At 31.8% G+C, this 16884-nt stretch carries 15 protein-coding genes; 7 read left to right on the forward strand and 8 right to left on the reverse strand.

Annotated elements, in window-relative coordinates; genetic code table 11:
- The first annotated feature begins 3 nt into the window (after window positions 1–3).
- The 5 genes from trpB (at window position 4) to KA893_RS00140 (ending at window position 5639) form a co-directional block, all read left to right on the forward strand.
- On the forward strand, window positions 4–1218 hold the full coding sequence (trpB, locus tag KA893_RS00120) for a tryptophan synthase subunit beta (protein WP_210125487.1): 1215 nt from the start codon (window positions 4–6) through the stop codon (window positions 1216–1218).
- Entirely contained in the window at window positions 1211–1936 is a 726-nt protein-coding gene (trpA, locus tag KA893_RS00125; protein WP_041080527.1) for a tryptophan synthase subunit alpha, read from the forward strand. Before trpB ends, trpA begins: the two co-directional genes overlap by 8 nt.
- 135 nt (window positions 1937–2071) lie before the next feature.
- A complete protein-coding gene (locus KA893_RS00130; RefSeq protein ID WP_002483341.1) occupies window positions 2072–2728 on the forward strand; it encodes a type 1 glutamine amidotransferase domain-containing protein in 657 nt (218 codons plus the stop codon).
- A 361-nt stretch (window positions 2729–3089) separates the two neighbouring features.
- The gene (locus KA893_RS00135; protein WP_002483340.1) at window positions 3090–4352 is read left to right on the forward strand and encodes an aminoacyltransferase; all 1263 of its coding nucleotides are present in this window, start codon (window positions 3090–3092) and stop codon (window positions 4350–4352) included.
- A gap of 27 nt (window positions 4353–4379) precedes the next feature.
- A complete protein-coding gene (locus tag KA893_RS00140) occupies window positions 4380–5639 on the forward strand; it encodes an aminoacyltransferase (RefSeq protein WP_041080529.1) in 1260 nt (419 codons plus the stop codon).
- Between the two features lie 366 nt (window positions 5640–6005).
- Here KA893_RS00140 and KA893_RS00145 read toward each other — a convergent pair whose 3' ends face one another.
- Window positions 6006–6527, reverse strand: a complete 522-nt coding sequence (locus KA893_RS00145) for an HdeD family acid-resistance protein (RefSeq protein ID WP_041080531.1) — start codon at window positions 6525–6527, stop codon at window positions 6006–6008.
- A 911-nt stretch (window positions 6528–7438) separates the two neighbouring features.
- Here KA893_RS00145 and KA893_RS00150 point away from each other — a divergent pair.
- Window positions 7439–8446, forward strand: a complete 1008-nt coding sequence (locus KA893_RS00150; protein ID WP_041080532.1) for a siderophore ABC transporter substrate-binding protein — start codon at window positions 7439–7441, stop codon at window positions 8444–8446.
- Between the two features lie 76 nt (window positions 8447–8522).
- Here the strand turns inward: KA893_RS00150 and KA893_RS00155 are convergent, their stop codons facing one another.
- Entirely contained in the window at window positions 8523–8873 is a 351-nt protein-coding gene (locus KA893_RS00155) for a membrane protein (protein ID WP_011303144.1), read from the reverse strand.
- 249 nt (window positions 8874–9122) lie between these two features.
- Here KA893_RS00155 and pepF point away from each other — a divergent pair, with 249 nt between their 5' ends.
- The gene (pepF, locus tag KA893_RS00160; protein ID WP_194375697.1) at window positions 9123–10934 is read left to right on the forward strand and encodes an oligoendopeptidase F; all 1812 of its coding nucleotides are present in this window, start codon (window positions 9123–9125) and stop codon (window positions 10932–10934) included.
- 54 nt (window positions 10935–10988) lie between these two features.
- Here pepF and phoU read toward each other — a convergent pair whose 3' ends face one another.
- The 6 genes from phoU to cvfB all read right to left on the reverse strand — a co-directional run bounded on the left by phoU (window position 10989) and on the right by cvfB (window position 16883).
- Window positions 10989–11639: a phosphate signaling complex protein PhoU gene (gene phoU, locus KA893_RS00165; RefSeq protein WP_002483334.1), complete on the reverse strand. Its 651-nt coding sequence runs from the start codon at window positions 11637–11639 to the stop codon at window positions 10989–10991.
- Window positions 11640–11646: 7 nt separating this feature from the next.
- On the reverse strand, window positions 11647–12522 hold the full coding sequence (pstB, locus tag KA893_RS00170) for a phosphate ABC transporter ATP-binding protein PstB (protein WP_011303141.1): 876 nt from the start codon (window positions 12520–12522) through the stop codon (window positions 11647–11649).
- Between the two features lie 108 nt (window positions 12523–12630).
- Entirely contained in the window at window positions 12631–13548 is a 918-nt protein-coding gene (gene pstA / locus KA893_RS00175; RefSeq protein ID WP_011303140.1) for a phosphate ABC transporter permease PstA, read from the reverse strand.
- Between the two features lies 1 nt (window position 13549).
- Window positions 13550–14479 (reverse strand): phosphate ABC transporter permease subunit PstC, encoded by a 930-nt coding sequence (gene pstC / locus KA893_RS00180; protein WP_069838000.1) that lies wholly within the window; start codon window positions 14477–14479, stop codon window positions 13550–13552.
- Window positions 14480–14606: 127 nt separating this feature from the next.
- Entirely contained in the window at window positions 14607–15566 is a 960-nt protein-coding gene (locus KA893_RS00185) for a PstS family phosphate ABC transporter substrate-binding protein (protein WP_210125489.1), read from the reverse strand.
- Between the two features lie 417 nt (window positions 15567–15983).
- Window positions 15984–16883, reverse strand: a complete 900-nt coding sequence (gene cvfB / locus KA893_RS00190) for an RNA-binding virulence regulatory protein CvfB (RefSeq protein ID WP_069821978.1) — start codon at window positions 16881–16883, stop codon at window positions 15984–15986.
- Between the last annotated feature and the right edge of the window lies 1 nt (window position 16884).

The following is a 16884-nucleotide window of genomic DNA, read 5'->3' on the forward strand; positions in this document are numbered from 1 at the left end:
ACTATGATTGAAAATATACAAACAGAAGCAGATGCATTTGGTTTTTTCGGTAATTATGGTGGACAATATGTACCAGAAACATTAATGCCCGCAATACAAGAATTGAAACAAGCTTATCAGGACGCTAAAAATGATCCTCAATTTCAGATAGAACTTGATGATTACTTAAAAGATTACGTAGGTCGTGAAACACCGCTAACATATGCTAAGTCTTATTCGGAATTACTTGGTGGTGCAAAAATCTATTTGAAACGTGAGGATTTAAACCATACGGGTGCACATAAAATTAATAATGCACTTGGTCAAGCACTGTTAGCTAAACGCATGGGAAAAAATAAATTAGTAGCCGAAACTGGAGCGGGGCAACATGGTGTTGCTAGTGCAACTGTAGCTGCCTTATTTGATATGGAACTCGTTGTGTTTATGGGTGAAGAAGATATCAAAAGACAATCATTAAACGTGTTTAGAATGGAACTATTAGGCGCAAAAGTGGAATCAGTCACTGAAGGACAAGGCACATTATCTGATGCAGTCAATAAAGCATTACAGTACTGGGTAAGCCATGTTGATGATAGGCATTATTTGCTAGGCTCTGCACTGGGACCTGATCCTTTTCCTACTATTGTAAGAGACTTTCAAAAAATTATTGGTCAAGAAATTAAAGCACAAGTTCATGAAAAAGAAGGTCAATTACCAGATGCTATTGTCGCATGTGTAGGCGGTGGTTCTAATGCCATCGGGACGTTTTATCCATTTGTAAAGGATGATGTTAAGCTTTACGGTGTTGAGGCAGCGGGCGACGGAATAGATTCAGATAAACACGCGCTTGCTATAAATAAAGGTAAAGAAGGCGTGTTACATGGTACAAAAATGTATTTAATTCAAGATGATGATGGTCAAATACAATTAGCACACTCAATATCTGCAGGATTGGATTATCCTGGCGTTGGTCCAGAGCATTCATATTATCATGACATTGGAAGAGTGAAATATGCTACTGCAAGTGACAAACAAGCGATGGATGCTTTAGTGCGATTTACTAAAGCGGAAGGTATCATACCAGCTATCGAAAGTGCACATGCCTTAAGTTATGTAGAAACATTGGCACCTACGATGCGTAACGATGAAATACTTGTGGTTACAGTATCAGGCCGCGGTGATAAAGATATGGAAACGATCAGAAATTATATGAAACAGGAGGGTGACACGCATGCATAAATTATTTGTACCTTATGTTATGGGCAACAGAGACTTTATTGAAAATGTAAAAACACTAAGTGAAGCAGGTGCAGATATAGTTGAAGTGGGTGTTCCATTTTCAGACCCTGTTGCTGATGGGCCGGTAATCATGAATGCTGGTAATAAAGCAATTCAAGAAGGCGTTAATATACAATATATTTTCGATCAACTTACAGAAAATCAAGATGAGATTCAAAGTAAGTATGTGTTAATGACATATTACAATATCATAAATCATTATGGTGAATCAGCATTTTTGAATGCTTGTGAAGAAGCAGGTGTGTATGGTTTGATCATACCTGATTTGCCTCATGAGTTGGTGCAACAACTTAAAGCGCGTCATCCAGAACGAAAAACAAATATTATTTCATTAATTGCTATGACAACTTCAAATACTAGAAGTCATCAAATAGCTAAGGATGCAGAAGGATTTATTTATACTGTAACGATGAATGCGACTACAGGCGAAGATGGTAAATTTCATCCAGAGCTAAAAAATAGAATTAAAGATATAAAAGCACATACTGAAGTTCCTGTAGTAGCTGGATTTGGTATAAGAACAGCAGCACATGTAAAAGATATTATTGAAGCTTCAGATGGCGTAGTGATAGGTAGTGAAATAGTAAAACGCTTTGAAAATGACGATAAACAAACTACCATTGAGTATTTAAAAACAATAAGAAATGTCTTGAATTAAGCAAAGATTGTCATATATTTTTATGTGTATGCATTAAAAATAAGGGTAATATGATATCAGAGGAAGAGTTAGATAAATAGTATCGTTGGTATTATTTATCGTTCATACCTTTATTTTTAAAAGAGGTGACTTAATTTGAGTAAAAAAGTATTATTCATAATTACGAGTAGAAGTCAATATGATGATGGCACGCCAACTGGACTATGGTTAGAAGAGGCGAGCGAACCTTATAATATATTAACAGAAGCAGGTATTGATGTGGATATCGTGTCGATTGAAGGTGGAGAAATTCCATTAGATCCAAATTCTACACAAAATGATGAATTAAATCAGTATGCTAATTTTGTTGAAAAGTTAAAACAAGTACCAAGTATTGAAAATATTGATGTATCACAGTACGATGCAGTCTATTTACCTGGTGGACATGGTACCGTATTTGATTTTGCACATAACCAACAATTAGCAGATATCCTTGCAGACTTTAAAGAAGAAAAGAAAATTATTTCTTCAGTATGTCACGGACCAAGTGCATTTGTGGGTGCCAAAGATAAACAAGGCAATTTCTTAGTTAAAGGTGTTACATTAACATCATTTACAGATAATGAAGAACGTACGATGGGCTTGGAAGACAAAGTTCCATTTTTAACTCAAACGGAATTGGAAAATCAAGGTGCTAAGTTTGTGACAAAAGATGATTTTACAGAGCATATTGAATCTGATGCCCAATTTATCACTGGTCAAAATCCACAATCAAGTGTAGCAATAGGTAAAGCAATCAGAGATGCTTTATAATTAGAAACTTTTTCTTGAAATAATATAAAACCGGAGAACGAGATAAGTTCTCCGGTTTTATCATGTATTTACAAATAAATTAAGTGAAGATGACAGTAAATATATAATTAAGGTAATAAAACCAAAAGTTATTCATAATTAAATTATAAATCTAACATGTTAAATATGAATAAATGCTTACGCTTTGTTAAAATAAAAGTAGTGATATAATTAAATAATACATAAAACGCAGTGTAATCATTGCATTAGAAAGATTATGTACAGGCTAATGATTTAGTTTTATAAATGAATATTGTATAATAATCTAGATTGAGAATTAAACTCGAAAATAGAACTATAGATAAATAGGAGTATATAAAAAATGAAATTTACGAATTTAACTGCAAAAGAGTTCGGTGCATTTACGGATAAAATGCCGAATAGTCATTTTACGCAAATGGTTGGAAATTATGAATTGAAAATTGCAGAAAGTACAGAAACACACCTAGTAGGAATTAAGAATAATGATAATGAAGTAATTGCAGCATGTTTACTTACAGCTGTGCCTGTTATGAAATTCTTCAAGTATTTTTATTCCAATAGAGGCCCAGTCATAGATTTTGAAAATAAAGAACTCGTGCATTACTTCTTTAACGAATTAGCAAAATATGTAAAAAAACATAATGCCTTATATTTACGAGTAGATCCTTATCTTGCTTATCAATATCGTAATCATGATGGTGAAGTATTAGCAAATGCGGGTCACGATTGGATTTTTGATAAAATGAAACAACTCGGTTATAAGCATGAAGGTTTTTTAACTGGCTTTGACCCAATACTTCAAATAAGATTCCATTCTGTTTTAGATTTAGCTGGAAAAACTGCTAAAGACGTACTTAATGGTATGGATAGTTTACGTAAACGAAATACTAAAAAAGTACAGAAAAATGGTGTGAAAGTAAGATTTTTAGGTGAAGATGAGTTGCCAATATTCCGCTCATTCATGGAAGATACTTCTGAAACAAAGGATTTTGACGATAGAGATGACGATTTTTATTATAATAGGTTAAGGTATTATAAAGATCGTGTGCTTGTCCCATTAGCTTATATGGATTTTGATGAATATATAACAGAATTAAAGGCTGAACGCGAAGTATTAAGTAAAGATATAAATAAAGCAGTTAAGGATATAGAAAAAAGACCAGAAAATAAAAAAGCGTATAATAAAAAAGAAAATTTAGAACAACAACTGATTGCAAACCAACAAAAAATAGATGAAGCCACTGCGTTACAAGAAAAGCATGGTAACGAATTACCGATTTCTGCAGCTTACTTTATTATTAATCCTTATGAAGTCGTTTACTATGCAGGTGGTACATCTAATGAATTTAGACATTTTGCTGGTAGTTATGCAATACAATGGAAGATGATTAATTATGCTATAGATCATAATATAGATAGATATAATTTTTATGGTATTAGTGGTCATTTTACTGAAGATGCAGAAGATGCAGGTGTTGTTAAATTTAAAAAAGGTTTTAATGCAGATGTAGTAGAATATGTTGGTGATTTTATTAAACCGATTAATAAGCCAATGTACAAAATTTATACGACATTGAAAAAAATTAAGGATAAAAAGAAATAAACATAAATAGAAGGGAACTAAGCTAGAATGAAATTTACAGAGTTAACTGTCAAAGAATATGACAATTTTGTACAGAATCCAGCATTAGAGAGTCATTATTTTCAAGTGAAAGAAAATATTGCGACAAGGGAAGAAGATGGATTTCAAGTTGTATTATTAGGCTTAAAAGATGACGATAATCAAGTTATTGCTGCTAGTCTTTTCTCTAAAATTCCTACAATGGGAAGCTATGTTTATTATTCAAATCGCGGTCCAGTTATGGATTATAATGATTTGGGGTTAGTAGATTTCTATTTACGTGAATTAGACACTTATTTGCAACAGCATAATTGTTTATATGTCAAAATGGATCCATATTGGATTTATCAAATATATGATAAGGATATTAATCCATCACCTAATCATGATAAGAATGATGCACTCGTTAATTTATTCAAATCTCATCGTTATATACATCACGGATTTACAACATCGTATGATACATCTAGCCAAGTTAGATGGATGGGCGTATTAAACCTTGATGGTGAAACACCAGCTTCATTAAAAAAACAATTTGATAGCCAAAGAAAACGTAATATAAACAAGGCAATTAATTTTGGCGTGAAGGTAAGGTTACTAACAAGAGATGAATTTGATATTTTCTTAGAATTGTATCGTGAAACAGAAGAACGTACTGGTTTTGTTTCTAAAACGGATGAATACTTTTATAACTTTATAGACAATTACGGTGATAAAGCATTAATCCCATTGGCATACATTGATTTGGATGAATATATTAATCATACTCAAGAAAGCATTAATGAAAAAGAATCACGCCGCGATAAAATGATGCAAAATGAGAATAAATCTGATAAGCAATTGAAGAAAATTGCAGAGCTAGACAAACAGATTGAACATGATAAAAAAGAATTACTTCATGCGAGTGAGTTAAGACTAACTGACGGTGCTGTTTTAAACTTAGCCGCGGGTGTTTATTTTGCAAATGCATATGAAGTGAATTATTTCTCAGGTGGTTCATCAGAAAAATATAATCAATATATGGGACCCTATATGATGCACTGGTATATGATGAATTATTGCTTTGATCATGGCTATGGTCGTTATAATTTCTATGGTCTATCAGGTGACTTTACTGAAAATAGCGAAGATTACGGTGTATATCGCTTTAAACGAGGCTTTAACGTACAAATTGAGGAATTGATTGGTGATTTCTATAAACCAATTAAGAAATCGAAATATTGGTTATTTAATACGTTGAATAATGTTAGAAAGAAAATTAAAAAATAATATTAAAAAGAAAGCATACTGGTTGTAAGCGTATATCAGTATGCTTTCTTTTGTTTAGGATTCGTTATAAAAGGATGGCTTTCCAATATAACGGTAATCTAGTATGTGGCATATTCTATGAGGTTGATTCTAGTTGTTAGCCACATTTTTTAGTATAGCATAAAATTATATAATATCAATATAACAATAGCATAATGATTTAAAAAAGTAAATATAAAAAATATATATATTTACTCGGTGTAAGTAATAAAATAGGTTAAAAAAACCATGTTGTAATTCGACAAATCACAACATGGTTTTTATGGTTTTTGATTTTTATGATTAAGCGCCCTAGTTAAAATATAAAATTTCATTTGCTATATTAAATTAATTCAAAGCATCAATAATATATGTGATACCTATGATAAAGAATACAATACACATAAATATAGCAATAATTACCGCAGCGATTAACGGGTTGAATAATAAAATAATACCAAAAACAATTTCAATTACATTTAGTAAAATTGAAAAAGTATGGAAAGCTTTATTCGACTTTTCAGCTGGTGTTACGGTGAATATATTGAAAATAGCATTAATAATAAACCAAATAGCAAATAAATAAATAATAAAGGTTGTACTCGTTACGACATTAAATAGGATTAACAAACCGATGATTATATTAATTATACCAAGTATAATCAGTAATTTGGAGCCCCTTTGTGTCGCTTTTTTCATTATACGACGGATGAAAATTTCTATAAAACCATTAATAATAAATAAAAGACCAATTAACCAAGTTATAGCAAATAAGTTTTCTTCTGGAAAACTAACGATAAATACGCCAATAACTAAGAAAATAACACCAATGATCAAACTTGACCATTTAATACCTGAAGATCGTTGCATAAATTTCACTCCTAAAATATTCTCTAAACAGTATATACCCAAAAAAAGAAAAGGAACACTAAAAGATTTTAAGATTATCATATTTATATTATGTAAACCTATAATGTAGTTTGAACTTAATAAAAACCATTTATTTAAGGATTACTGAGATTGTGATAGCGATTGGATATCTTATTTAGTAATTATTTTAGTAAGCGTTAAACATAGGCGCTGAGATTTGCATTTCTGAGCATTTTAAAATGATATTGTGGGTACTTTGTTCATGTGATTGCAAATAAGTAACTTAAAATGAAATGGCCATTTGTAGTCATAACAATAAGTGTTGAAATTATCTATAACAAAGAAATGATTTACAAATAGATAACTTAAGTGAGAATCAAATTTAAAACCATGTGTATCATACGTAACATTAAACAGAACAATTAAGTATAAAAATCAGGTAATTCATTATAGTTACTAAGTTAAGGTTAAATGCTATGAAAGCATAATAATTTTCCAGTAAAAATATTTTCTGTATTTTAGTTTACATAATATATATTATAGGAAGTTATGTATATTGAGATATTTTCCAATTTCGGAACCCTTTTTCTTAGTACATGCTTGTACTATCTATATAATTTCTATGCTAATATGAATACATTACATATGCTTCACATTGTTTTAGCTTGATTATAATTTGCTAAATCATTATTGCTCGTTGACTTTCTTTAATATGATAATTATACGTATATTGATAATCTCATATGTGTTATTTCCTGTAGACTTAATCATTAGACTTAATCATTGCATTGGTATGTTAATTCGAAATTGCTATGAACTTCACACAATCATTTAGTATTTCTAAAATCTCTAATTGATAATGATTTTCAATTAATATATAATTAACTTTTATATTAAAGGAGAGATTGTATATGAATAAGTTTATATGTATTGCATTAACCGCCCTTTGTTTTTTATTTTTAGGTGCTTGTAGTCATACCCAAAGTAATAAAGCATCTAAAGAAACAGTTAAAATTGAAACTTCTTATGAGTTTAAAGATAAAAATCAAGATCATAATAAAGGCGAAATTAAGCATGAAGTTGTAGAGGTTCCGGTTAATCCTAAACGCGTTGCAGTAATGGATTACGGTGTGTTAGATGTGATGCAACAATTAAAATTGCAAGACCATATCGTTGCTATTGCTAAGGGTCAAGGTGCTTCATTTTTACCAGACAGCCTAAAAGCATTTAAAAGCAGCCAATACAACAATATTGGCAACCCAGGTCAACCTAATTACGATAAATTAGCAAAATCTAAACCAGATGTTGTTTTTGCTTCTTTCAGGCAAGCACATACTAAAACTTTAGAAGAAATGAAAAAAGCTGTACCAAATGCTAAAATTGTTTTTATTAGTCCTCAAAACGATGATTACATAGCTTCAATTAAGAAAAATACTGAAAATATAGGTAAAATTTTTGACAAGCAAAAAGAAACAAAGGCATTAATTACAGAACTGGATGATAAGGTTGCTGAAACTAAAAAAAGAATTGAAAATGAATCTGTATTATTTCTAAATGTAGATGATAAAGGTATAAAAACCTATGGTACTACTGGTAGATTCGGTGGTTTTTTAAATGAAGATTTAGGCATTAAACATGCTGATAAAAAAATGAAACCGAACTCAAGTGGTATACTTATTTCAAATGAATATTTAAATGAAATGAATCCAGACAAATTATTTGTCATTGATCGAACTAAACATGGAAATGTAAAAAGTGAAAGTATGCCGCAAGCGTTACAGAATGATGTTATAAAAAATTCAAAGGCAATTAAAAATAATGACGTTACATTATTTGAAGCAAACAGTTGGTTTTTCGGTGAAGGTGGTATCAAATTAACCATCGACCAACTTGAACAAATACAGAAAGCATTTAAATAATCTTCCCCACTATCCTATTTAGTGGCAATAATAAAAGGCATTGTAATGTAACCCACTACAATGGCTTTTATTATATCTATCTTTTTTCTCGATAGTTCTCAATTTCATCTTTAGGAATACCACCACGTTTACGAATTTCTTTTTTCGCTTTTTTCTCGCGACGGCTTCGTCTCCAATTGCGTGTGAAATACCAAATTAAGAAACTAATAATTAAACTGATTACAGCCATAAATGCCGCAAATCCTAATAATGGTTCATATGTAATATCTTCAAAATTAGGAATCAAGAAAGCAGCTATTCCTAATACGACGATTGTTAATACAGCTGGGACAAACCATTTATTTAAAGCTAGATTACAGAAAATAGTTACTAATATCACAGCAACTACTGAAATCCATAAATAATTAGGCATATCAAATATTGTCATGTGTTGCACTCCTTACATATCTTTTGTTTATAATTTTAACTTAATGATTAAGATTATACTACAATTTACCACAATCTTATTCGGACTATAGTAGTATGTACTAATCTTTTGTTTTAAAGACAAAAGATTCCATACATTTCATCTAATTACCTTCCCTGTTTCAATGATAATTAAACTTGCAATTGTGCTTTGTTATCGTCTTTCATGTATAATCAATATGAAACCTAAATTATGTGAAGGAGTGATTAAATGACTGGAACATTACAGTTTAGAAGTGATGTCCCTAAAGACGAAACTTGGGATATTACTGAATTATTTAGTTCTGATGAAGCATTTTATCAAGTGTTAGATGAAACTTTAGAAGCAGCCAAAGCATTTAATAAACAATATACAGAACGTTTGAATCATGCTGAAATGATTGAAGTTGCACTCAATGCATATTCTGATATATTAATTCAATTGGATAGAATGGCAAATTACGCCGAATTGAATTTAAGTGTCGATACGGCTAATGAACAAGCACAAACATTGAGTGCTAAATTTTCAACTTCCTATGGAAAGATAGCAAGTGAATTATCATTTGTTGTTTCAGAGATTATCGAACTTTCAGATACGACATTAGATGAATTAATTAAAACATCACAATATCCACATTTTTTAACAAAAATTAAAGCTAAAAAAGCATATAAATTATCTCCAGAAGTTGAAAAAGTTTTAGCTAGTTTATCCCCTACTTTTGACGGTGCTTTTGATTTATATGGAACAACTAAAATGCTAGATATTGACTTTGAATCATTTGAGCACAATAATCAAAATTATCCTTTAGATTATGCAACATTTGAAAATGAATACGAAGATAATCCGGATAGAGGTTTTAGAGAAACAAGCTTTAAATATTTTAGTGATGCGCTACGTAAATATCAGCATACAACAGCAGCAACTTATAATTTACAAGTTCAACAAGAAAAAATTGAAGCTGATTTAAGGGGCTACGAGTCGGTTATTGATTACTTATTACAAGACCAAGAAGTTACACGTGATATGTTTGATCGACAAATTGATGTAATTATGAGTGATTTAGCGCCTATTATGCAAAAATATGCTAAGTTAATCAAACGCGTGCACGGTCTTGATGTTATGGGCTTTGAAGATTTAAAAGTATCTATTGATCCAAATTATGAGCCAGAGATTTCCATAGAGGACTCAAAACAATATATCTATGGTGCATTAGATGTACTTGGACAAGATTATTTGAAGATGGTCGAAGCTGCATATGAAGAAAGATGGATTGATTTTGCACAAAACAAAGGTAAAGATACAGGCGCTTATTGTGCAAGTCCTTATGCTTCACATTCTTATGTATTTATTTCTTGGACAGGTAAAATGACTGAAACATTTGTCTTAGCGCATGAGTTGGGTCATGCTGGCCATTTTACATTAGCGCAAAAACACCAAAATTATTTGGAATCAGAAGCATCAATGTATTTTGTTGAAGCACCTTCTACAATGAATGAGATGTTGATGTCTAACTATTTATTTAAAAATAGTGATGATCCGAAGTTTAAACGTTGGGTAATTGGTTCAATTATTTCTAGAACGTATTATCATAATATGGTTACACATTTACTAGAAGCAGCCTATCAAAGAGAAGTTTACACAAAAGTCGACAATGGTGAGTCGTTAACAGCACCTGTGTTAAATCAAATTATGTTAGATGTTTATAGTCAATTTTTTGGAGATAGTGTGAAATTAACTGAAGGTACAGAATTGACTTGGATGAGACAACCACACTATTATATAGGGTTATATTCTTATACTTATTCTGCAGGATTAACTATTGGTACAGTTATGTCACAACGTATTCAAACTGAAGGCCAACCTGCCGTCGATGCATGGTTAGAAACATTAAAAGCTGGTGGCAGTAAATCACCAGTTGAATTAGCTGACATTGCAGGTATTGATATTCGAACAGATGCGCCATTGAAATCAACCATTGGTTATATTGGCAAGCTTGTTGACGAATTAGAAATGCTGACAGACGAAATTGAAGCAGAACAATAAAAGAAAAGCGCAGTGAGTAGAAAATCAATTTCACACTCACTGCGCTTTTCTTTGTTATTTATTGTAAGATTCGTAACGATTACCAGTAATAAAGAAATATATATTTTCAGCAATATTCGTAATGTGATCTCCGATGCGTTCTAAATGACGTGCTGCTAGATGCGCTTGTCCGGCAACAAAAGGATCATTATCAATGAGATAGGTAGTGTTAACAATATTTTTATATAGATCATCAATATCCTCATCGCGTTCAATGATTTCTTTAATAAGTGTGATATCATTGTTTCTAACCGCATCATTTAAATCTTTTAACATTAACAATGCTAATTTACCCATTGTGTTGAGCCTTGTTAGCACATATTTATCTATAATCTTTGCTCTTAATCTAATTTCAGCAATATTAGCAGCGTTATCTCCTATACGTTCAAAATCAGAAGCAATTTTTAATGCTGCCATCATCAATCTTAAATCAGTAGCAATTGGTTGCTGTTTAGTAATCAGCATAATAACTTTTTCATTAATTTCAGTTTCAAGTTCATTAATATTTTTATCTTTTGCAATAGATTCTCTTGCATAGTTTCTATCTTCTTCACTTAACGACATTAATGCAAATTCAATATTATGATATACATGAAGACCAAGCCGACGCAGATCTTTCATTAAATCATCGAGTTGGCCTTCGTATTTTTGTCTGATTATAGCCATAGATTAATCAACCGAAACGACCTGAGATATAATCTTCAGTTTGTTTATCAGAAGGATTAGAGAAGATTTTATCTGTATCATCGTATTCGTTTACATAGCCGTTAAGGAAGAATGCTGTTTTATCTGATACACGTGCTGCTTGTTGCATGTTATGTGTAACGATAATAATTGAATATTTTTCTTTTAATTCTTGTACTAATTCTTCAACTTTTAATGTTGAAATTGGATCTAATGCAGATGTTGGCTCATCCATTAAAATAACATCTGGTTCAATTGCTAATGTACGTGCAATACATACACGTTGTTGTTGACCACCTGATAAGCTATAGGCATTTGTATCTAAGCGGTCTTTTAACTCATCCCAAATTGCAGCGCCACGTAAAGATTTTTCAACAATTTCATCTAAAACTTTTTTGTTTTTAATGCCATGGATTTTTGGACCATACGTAATATTATCGTAAATTGATTTAGGGAATGGATTTGGTTGTTGGAATACCATACCTACATTTGTTCTTAATTTTTCTACTGAATGTTTGTCGTCAAAAATATTTTTATCACGATATAAAATTTTACCTGCAGTTTTAACAGATGGTACAAGTTCTACCATACGGTTTAAAGCCTTGATATATGTTGATTTACCACAACCTGATGGTCCTATAATAGCAGTGACATTATTTTCTAGAATGTCTAGGTTAATATTTTTAAGTGCGTGATTCTCGCCATACCATAAGTCTAAATTTTTTGTAGAATAGACAATTTTCTTTTCACTATCTGGAATTTTGTTCTCTTTATGATTCGATTCAATTGTTGCAATAGGTTTATCATTGCGATCTGTATGTGCTTGTAAGTCATCATTTTTATCAATTATTTGTTTATTAGCCATAATTAAAACTCCTTTTTTATATAAGGCTAGCCAGACTATAGATTTAATATCCATAGTATATTCCCAGTAGACTAGCCTTGGTTAAATACACTTTATATTTGAGTACGATTAGAATTTTTTACTGTATTTGTTTCTTAAGAAAATAGCAATTGCGTTCATCAATAATAAGATGACGAGCAATACGATAATGCCTGCTGATGCGACGTTTTGGAATTCTGCTTGTGGTAATTTCGCCCAGTTGTATATAGCCATTGGTAAAGCTTGGAACTGATCAAAGATACTTGATGGTAATTGTAATAATACTGTCGGGATACCAATTAGAATTAAAGGTGCCGTTTCACCTAACGCACGTGATAGTGCCAAGATAAATCCAGTTAAAATACCAGGGATTGCAGCTGGTAAGACTACACGGCGTATTGTTTGCCATTTATTACCACCTAATCCATATGATGCTTCTCTTACTGAATTAGGTACTGCTCTGATTGCTTCCTGACTCGCAACAATAATTACTGGTAAGATAAGCAGTGACATCGTGAGTGCGGCAGCTAATATGGAATTACCTAGTGCTAATGATTCGATACCCATACCTCTTACAAAAATTGTTAAGCCTAGTAAACCGAATACGACTGATGGTACACCAGCTAAATTCGAGATACTTACTTTTATGAAACTTGTGAATGCATTATCTTTTGCATATTCTTCCAAATAAATTGCTGTACCTACGCCTAAAATAATAGAAATAGGAATAATTGTAATCATCAACCATACAGTACCAATCAAGGCGCCTTTGATGCCGGCCATTGATGGTGTTGAAGATGAGAAGCTCGTAAAGAATGAAGGAGTTAAATGTCCAACACCTTTAATTAAAGTATCAATAATTAATGCCGCTAAGACGAGTAAGCCGATCATTGTACATGCAAAGAATGCCCACTTATTAAGTTTATTTATCGACAATCTCCCAGAGAGTTTCTTTTCAACGGTGTTTTGATCGACAAGTGCTTTACTATTGTTGTTAACTTCAGCCATTTTAATACTCCTCTCTGAAACGTTTCGTAATCCAATGTGAAATTAAGTTCATAATTAATGTGAATAAGAATAATGTAAAACCTACTGCATAAATACTGTAATAAATATCTGAACCGAATGTCGCATCACCTGTTGCTACTTGCACGATATAACCAGTCATTGTTTGAATAGATCCTGTTAAATCTAATGATGAAGACGGTGTACTACCTGCAGCTAATGATACAATCATCGTTTCACCGATTGCACGAGAAATTGCTAATACAATTGAAGCCATGATACCTGATGTTGCAGCAGGTAAAACAACCTTAGTTGCAACTTCAAATTTAGTAGCGCCTAAGCCTAAAGCACCCTCGCGCATTTTATTTGGTACGGATGACATAGCATCTTCACTCATACTTGAAATTAAAGGTATAATCATGACACCTACTACAATTCCGGGACTGATAGAGTTGAAACTACCTAGTTCTGGAAAGACAGAACGTAGTATAGGCGTTACGAATGTAAGTGCAAAGAAACCAAATACAATTGTTGGAATACCTGATAAGATTTCTAGTATAGGTTTGATAATGCTTCTTGCTCTACTTGAAGCATATTCACTTAAGTAAAGTGCAGCACCTAAACCAATTGGTACAGCTACAATAGTCGCGATAACTGTAATTTTCAATGTACCTAGAATCAATGCCCAAATACCATATTTAGGTGTTGATGAAAATGGATTCCAGTCCATTGTTAGGAAAAAGTCTGCAAATGAAACTCGTGTAAAGAATGTAATTGTTTCAGTTAAAAGTGTCACGATAATTCCGATAGTTGCTAAAATAGAAAAAACTGCAATGATTCCTAAAATGACCGGTGCAATTTTATCGCTTGTACCATTCTTTTTAGCGTTGTTTTTTTCAATCATTTCACTTACGGAAAGATTATTATTCGCCATGTGAATTCCTTCCTTCTTGTAAACTCCCAATTATTTAAAAAAGTTGGGTCTGGAAAAATGACAAAGTAGCGTACGAATCTAACTTTGCCCCATTCCAGAATCCCAACCCTAAACGATCTTACTATAATTATTTACTGTCTTTGTCGTCGTCTTTTTTACTATCTTTACCAATGATGTCATCTAATTTAGATTGTTGTTCTGTGTAGTCTTTCTTAGGTAATGCAACAAATCCTGCATCTTCAGCTGATTTACCTTTGTCTTCAAGAACAAATTTCATGAAGTCTTGGAATCCTTTGTTATCTTTTAATTTTTTCTCGTTAGTGTAGATATACAATGGTCTACTCAATGCATATGAACCATCTTGGATAGTTTTCTTAGTTGGTTCAGTTGTTTTACCTGAATCATCTTTAACTTTAACTTCTTTTAATTTATCTTTATTTTGTTCATAGAAGTTATAACCGAAGTAACCAATACCTTGTTCATTTTTTTGAACAGATTGTACAATTACATTTGTATCAGCATTTTTCTCTGCTTTGATATCCCCTTTGTCCATAACTTCTTCAGTGAAGAAATCGTAAGTACCATGTGATTGGTCAGGTGAGTAAGCTTTGATCTCTTTAGATGGCCATTTTGGATTTACATCTTTCCAAGTTTTAGCTTTACCTGAGTAAATTTCTTTAAGTTGTTCTTTAGTAAGTTCGTCAACGAAATCATTATCTTTATTGACTGTGATTGTTACACCGTCTTGAGCAATTTTGAATTCATCGTATTTAATACCTTTGTCATCCAATTTTTTCTTTTCTTCATCTTTTATTGGTCTAGATGCATTTGAAAAATCAGTGCTACCTGAGATGAATTTTTCAAATCCCCCACCTGTACCTGAAGTACCTGATGATACTGTTACATCTTTATTATCTTTAGCAAATTTTTCGTTAAGTTTTTCAATGATTGGACCTACTGTTGATGAGCCATCGCCTTTAACTTCTCCTTCGCCTTTACCTGAATCAGCGTTACCTCCGCCGCCACAAGCACCTAATAAAAGTGAAGCACCGATTGCTGTAGTACCAATTAATTGCCATTTTTTCATTGAAACATCCTCCTAATAAGTGAATAACCCAAAAGTTATATGTATTTCTTACAGTATCTATACTACACACCTTTTATTAAATACAAATATAGATAATGTAAATGTTTTGTTAAGGAATTATTGTTGTTGTTTACAATATTTATATTTGTAATGTTAGGTGATCACTTTGGTTCAAAAATCGCTTTAAATCAACGTTATACTCCTCTTTTAATATTACAGAAGTTTTGAATTTGTAATGTTAAAATACAAAAAAACCTAAAAATAACTACAAAAAAGTAGTATTTTTAGGTTTTAATATTGATTGCTGTATGATGTTTTACTGAATCAATGAATAGCAATTGTAATAAAGTGCTTAAATAATGAAGTGTGATTTAAATTTCATTAATTCAATCGTTCACTGCTTTATAATAGAAGAAACTATTTTTCGATTCTTGCCCAACCTTTTTGGGTTAAGGCAATTTTACCACTTTCGATCGTGATAATTTTATTTTTATAAAGATGGCCTATTGCTCTCTTGAATGAGCCTTTACTCATATTAAATATTTCTTTGATTGCTTCTGGACTAGATTTGTCTGAAAAAGGTAACTCCCCATCATATTCAACTAATAAGTCAAATATGTGTTGGCCATCATCATCTAATCGCTCATGTGCTAAGGGTAAGAATGAGCCATTTAGTTCCCCTTTTTCATTATGACCAATGATACGAACGCTAACATTTTCACCTAATCGAGGTTCTTCTTTACGTTCTGTTTCATGAACGAATATTTTATAACCATCTTTAGATAGTAAGAAACTGCCAATTCTTAGTAAACGATAAGGTCTTGCTTCTATCACTTGGTTTTGCTTCTCGTCATCGAACACAGGTGTATACATTTGTTCAACGATTGTTTCTGTCGCTAATCGAGCAAACATGTTGTTATCTCTGTCGATACGTAAAGTAACAAATAGTTCATCACCTTGTACTGGCCAAACATCTTTAACTTTCGGAAGATCTTCCCAAGGAATCAGTACTTCTCGTGGTAACCCAACATCTACGTGTGCACCATCTCTATCAGTTTTTAAAACTTTTACAAAATCATATTTATTCGTAGTAATGTCAGGCATATTTTGAGTAGCGAATAATGCACCTGATCTATTAGGATATACAAAAAAGCTATATTCTTCACCTATTTGTAATTCATCTTCATCATTAATTTCAGATTGGTTTAATTTAACTTCTTCACCATTGGGTCCTTTTAATTTGTAAGTGGAACTTTCTAAACCTACAACTTCAAGGAATTCTATTGAACCTACAATATCTTTTTCATCTTGGGCCATA

It is taken from the genome of Staphylococcus sp. GDY8P126P, assembly GCF_017891965.1.
GTDB lineage: Bacteria > Bacillota > Bacilli > Staphylococcales > Staphylococcaceae > Staphylococcus > Staphylococcus saprophyticus.

Excerpts from the sequence above, each read along its gene's own strand:
- KA893_RS00135 (WP_002483340.1), top strand. The coding sequence starts at position 3,090 with ATGAAATTTACGAATTTAACTGCAAAAGAGTTCGGTGCATTTACGGAT.
- pstA (WP_011303140.1), bottom strand. The coding sequence starts at position 13,548 with ATGGCTGAAGTTAACAACAATAGTAAAGCACTTGTCGATCAAAACACC.
- phoU (WP_002483334.1), bottom strand. The coding sequence starts at position 11,639 with ATGGCTATAATCAGACAAAAATACGAAGGCCAACTCGATGATTTAATG.
- KA893_RS00145 (WP_041080531.1), bottom strand. The coding sequence starts at position 6,527 with ATGCAACGATCTTCAGGTATTAAATGGTCAAGTTTGATCATTGGTGTT.
- trpA (WP_041080527.1), top strand. The coding sequence starts at position 1,211 with ATGCATAAATTATTTGTACCTTATGTTATGGGCAACAGAGACTTTATT.
- KA893_RS00140 (WP_041080529.1), top strand. The coding sequence starts at position 4,380 with ATGAAATTTACAGAGTTAACTGTCAAAGAATATGACAATTTTGTACAG.
- KA893_RS00155 (WP_011303144.1), bottom strand. The coding sequence starts at position 8,873 with ATGACAATATTTGATATGCCTAATTATTTATGGATTTCAGTAGTTGCT.
- pepF (WP_194375697.1), top strand. The coding sequence starts at position 9,123 with ATGACTGGAACATTACAGTTTAGAAGTGATGTCCCTAAAGACGAAACT.
- KA893_RS00150 (WP_041080532.1), top strand. The coding sequence starts at position 7,439 with ATGAATAAGTTTATATGTATTGCATTAACCGCCCTTTGTTTTTTATTT.
- cvfB (WP_069821978.1), bottom strand. The coding sequence starts at position 16,883 with ATGGCCCAAGATGAAAAAGATATTGTAGGTTCAATAGAATTCCTTGAA.
- pstC (WP_069838000.1), bottom strand. The coding sequence starts at position 14,479 with ATGGCGAATAATAATCTTTCCGTAAGTGAAATGATTGAAAAAAACAAC.
- trpB (WP_210125487.1), top strand. The coding sequence starts at position 4 with ATGATTGAAAATATACAAACAGAAGCAGATGCATTTGGTTTTTTCGGT.
- pstB (WP_011303141.1), bottom strand. The coding sequence starts at position 12,522 with ATGGCTAATAAACAAATAATTGATAAAAATGATGACTTACAAGCACAT.
- KA893_RS00185 (WP_210125489.1), bottom strand. The coding sequence starts at position 15,566 with ATGAAAAAATGGCAATTAATTGGTACTACAGCAATCGGTGCTTCACTT.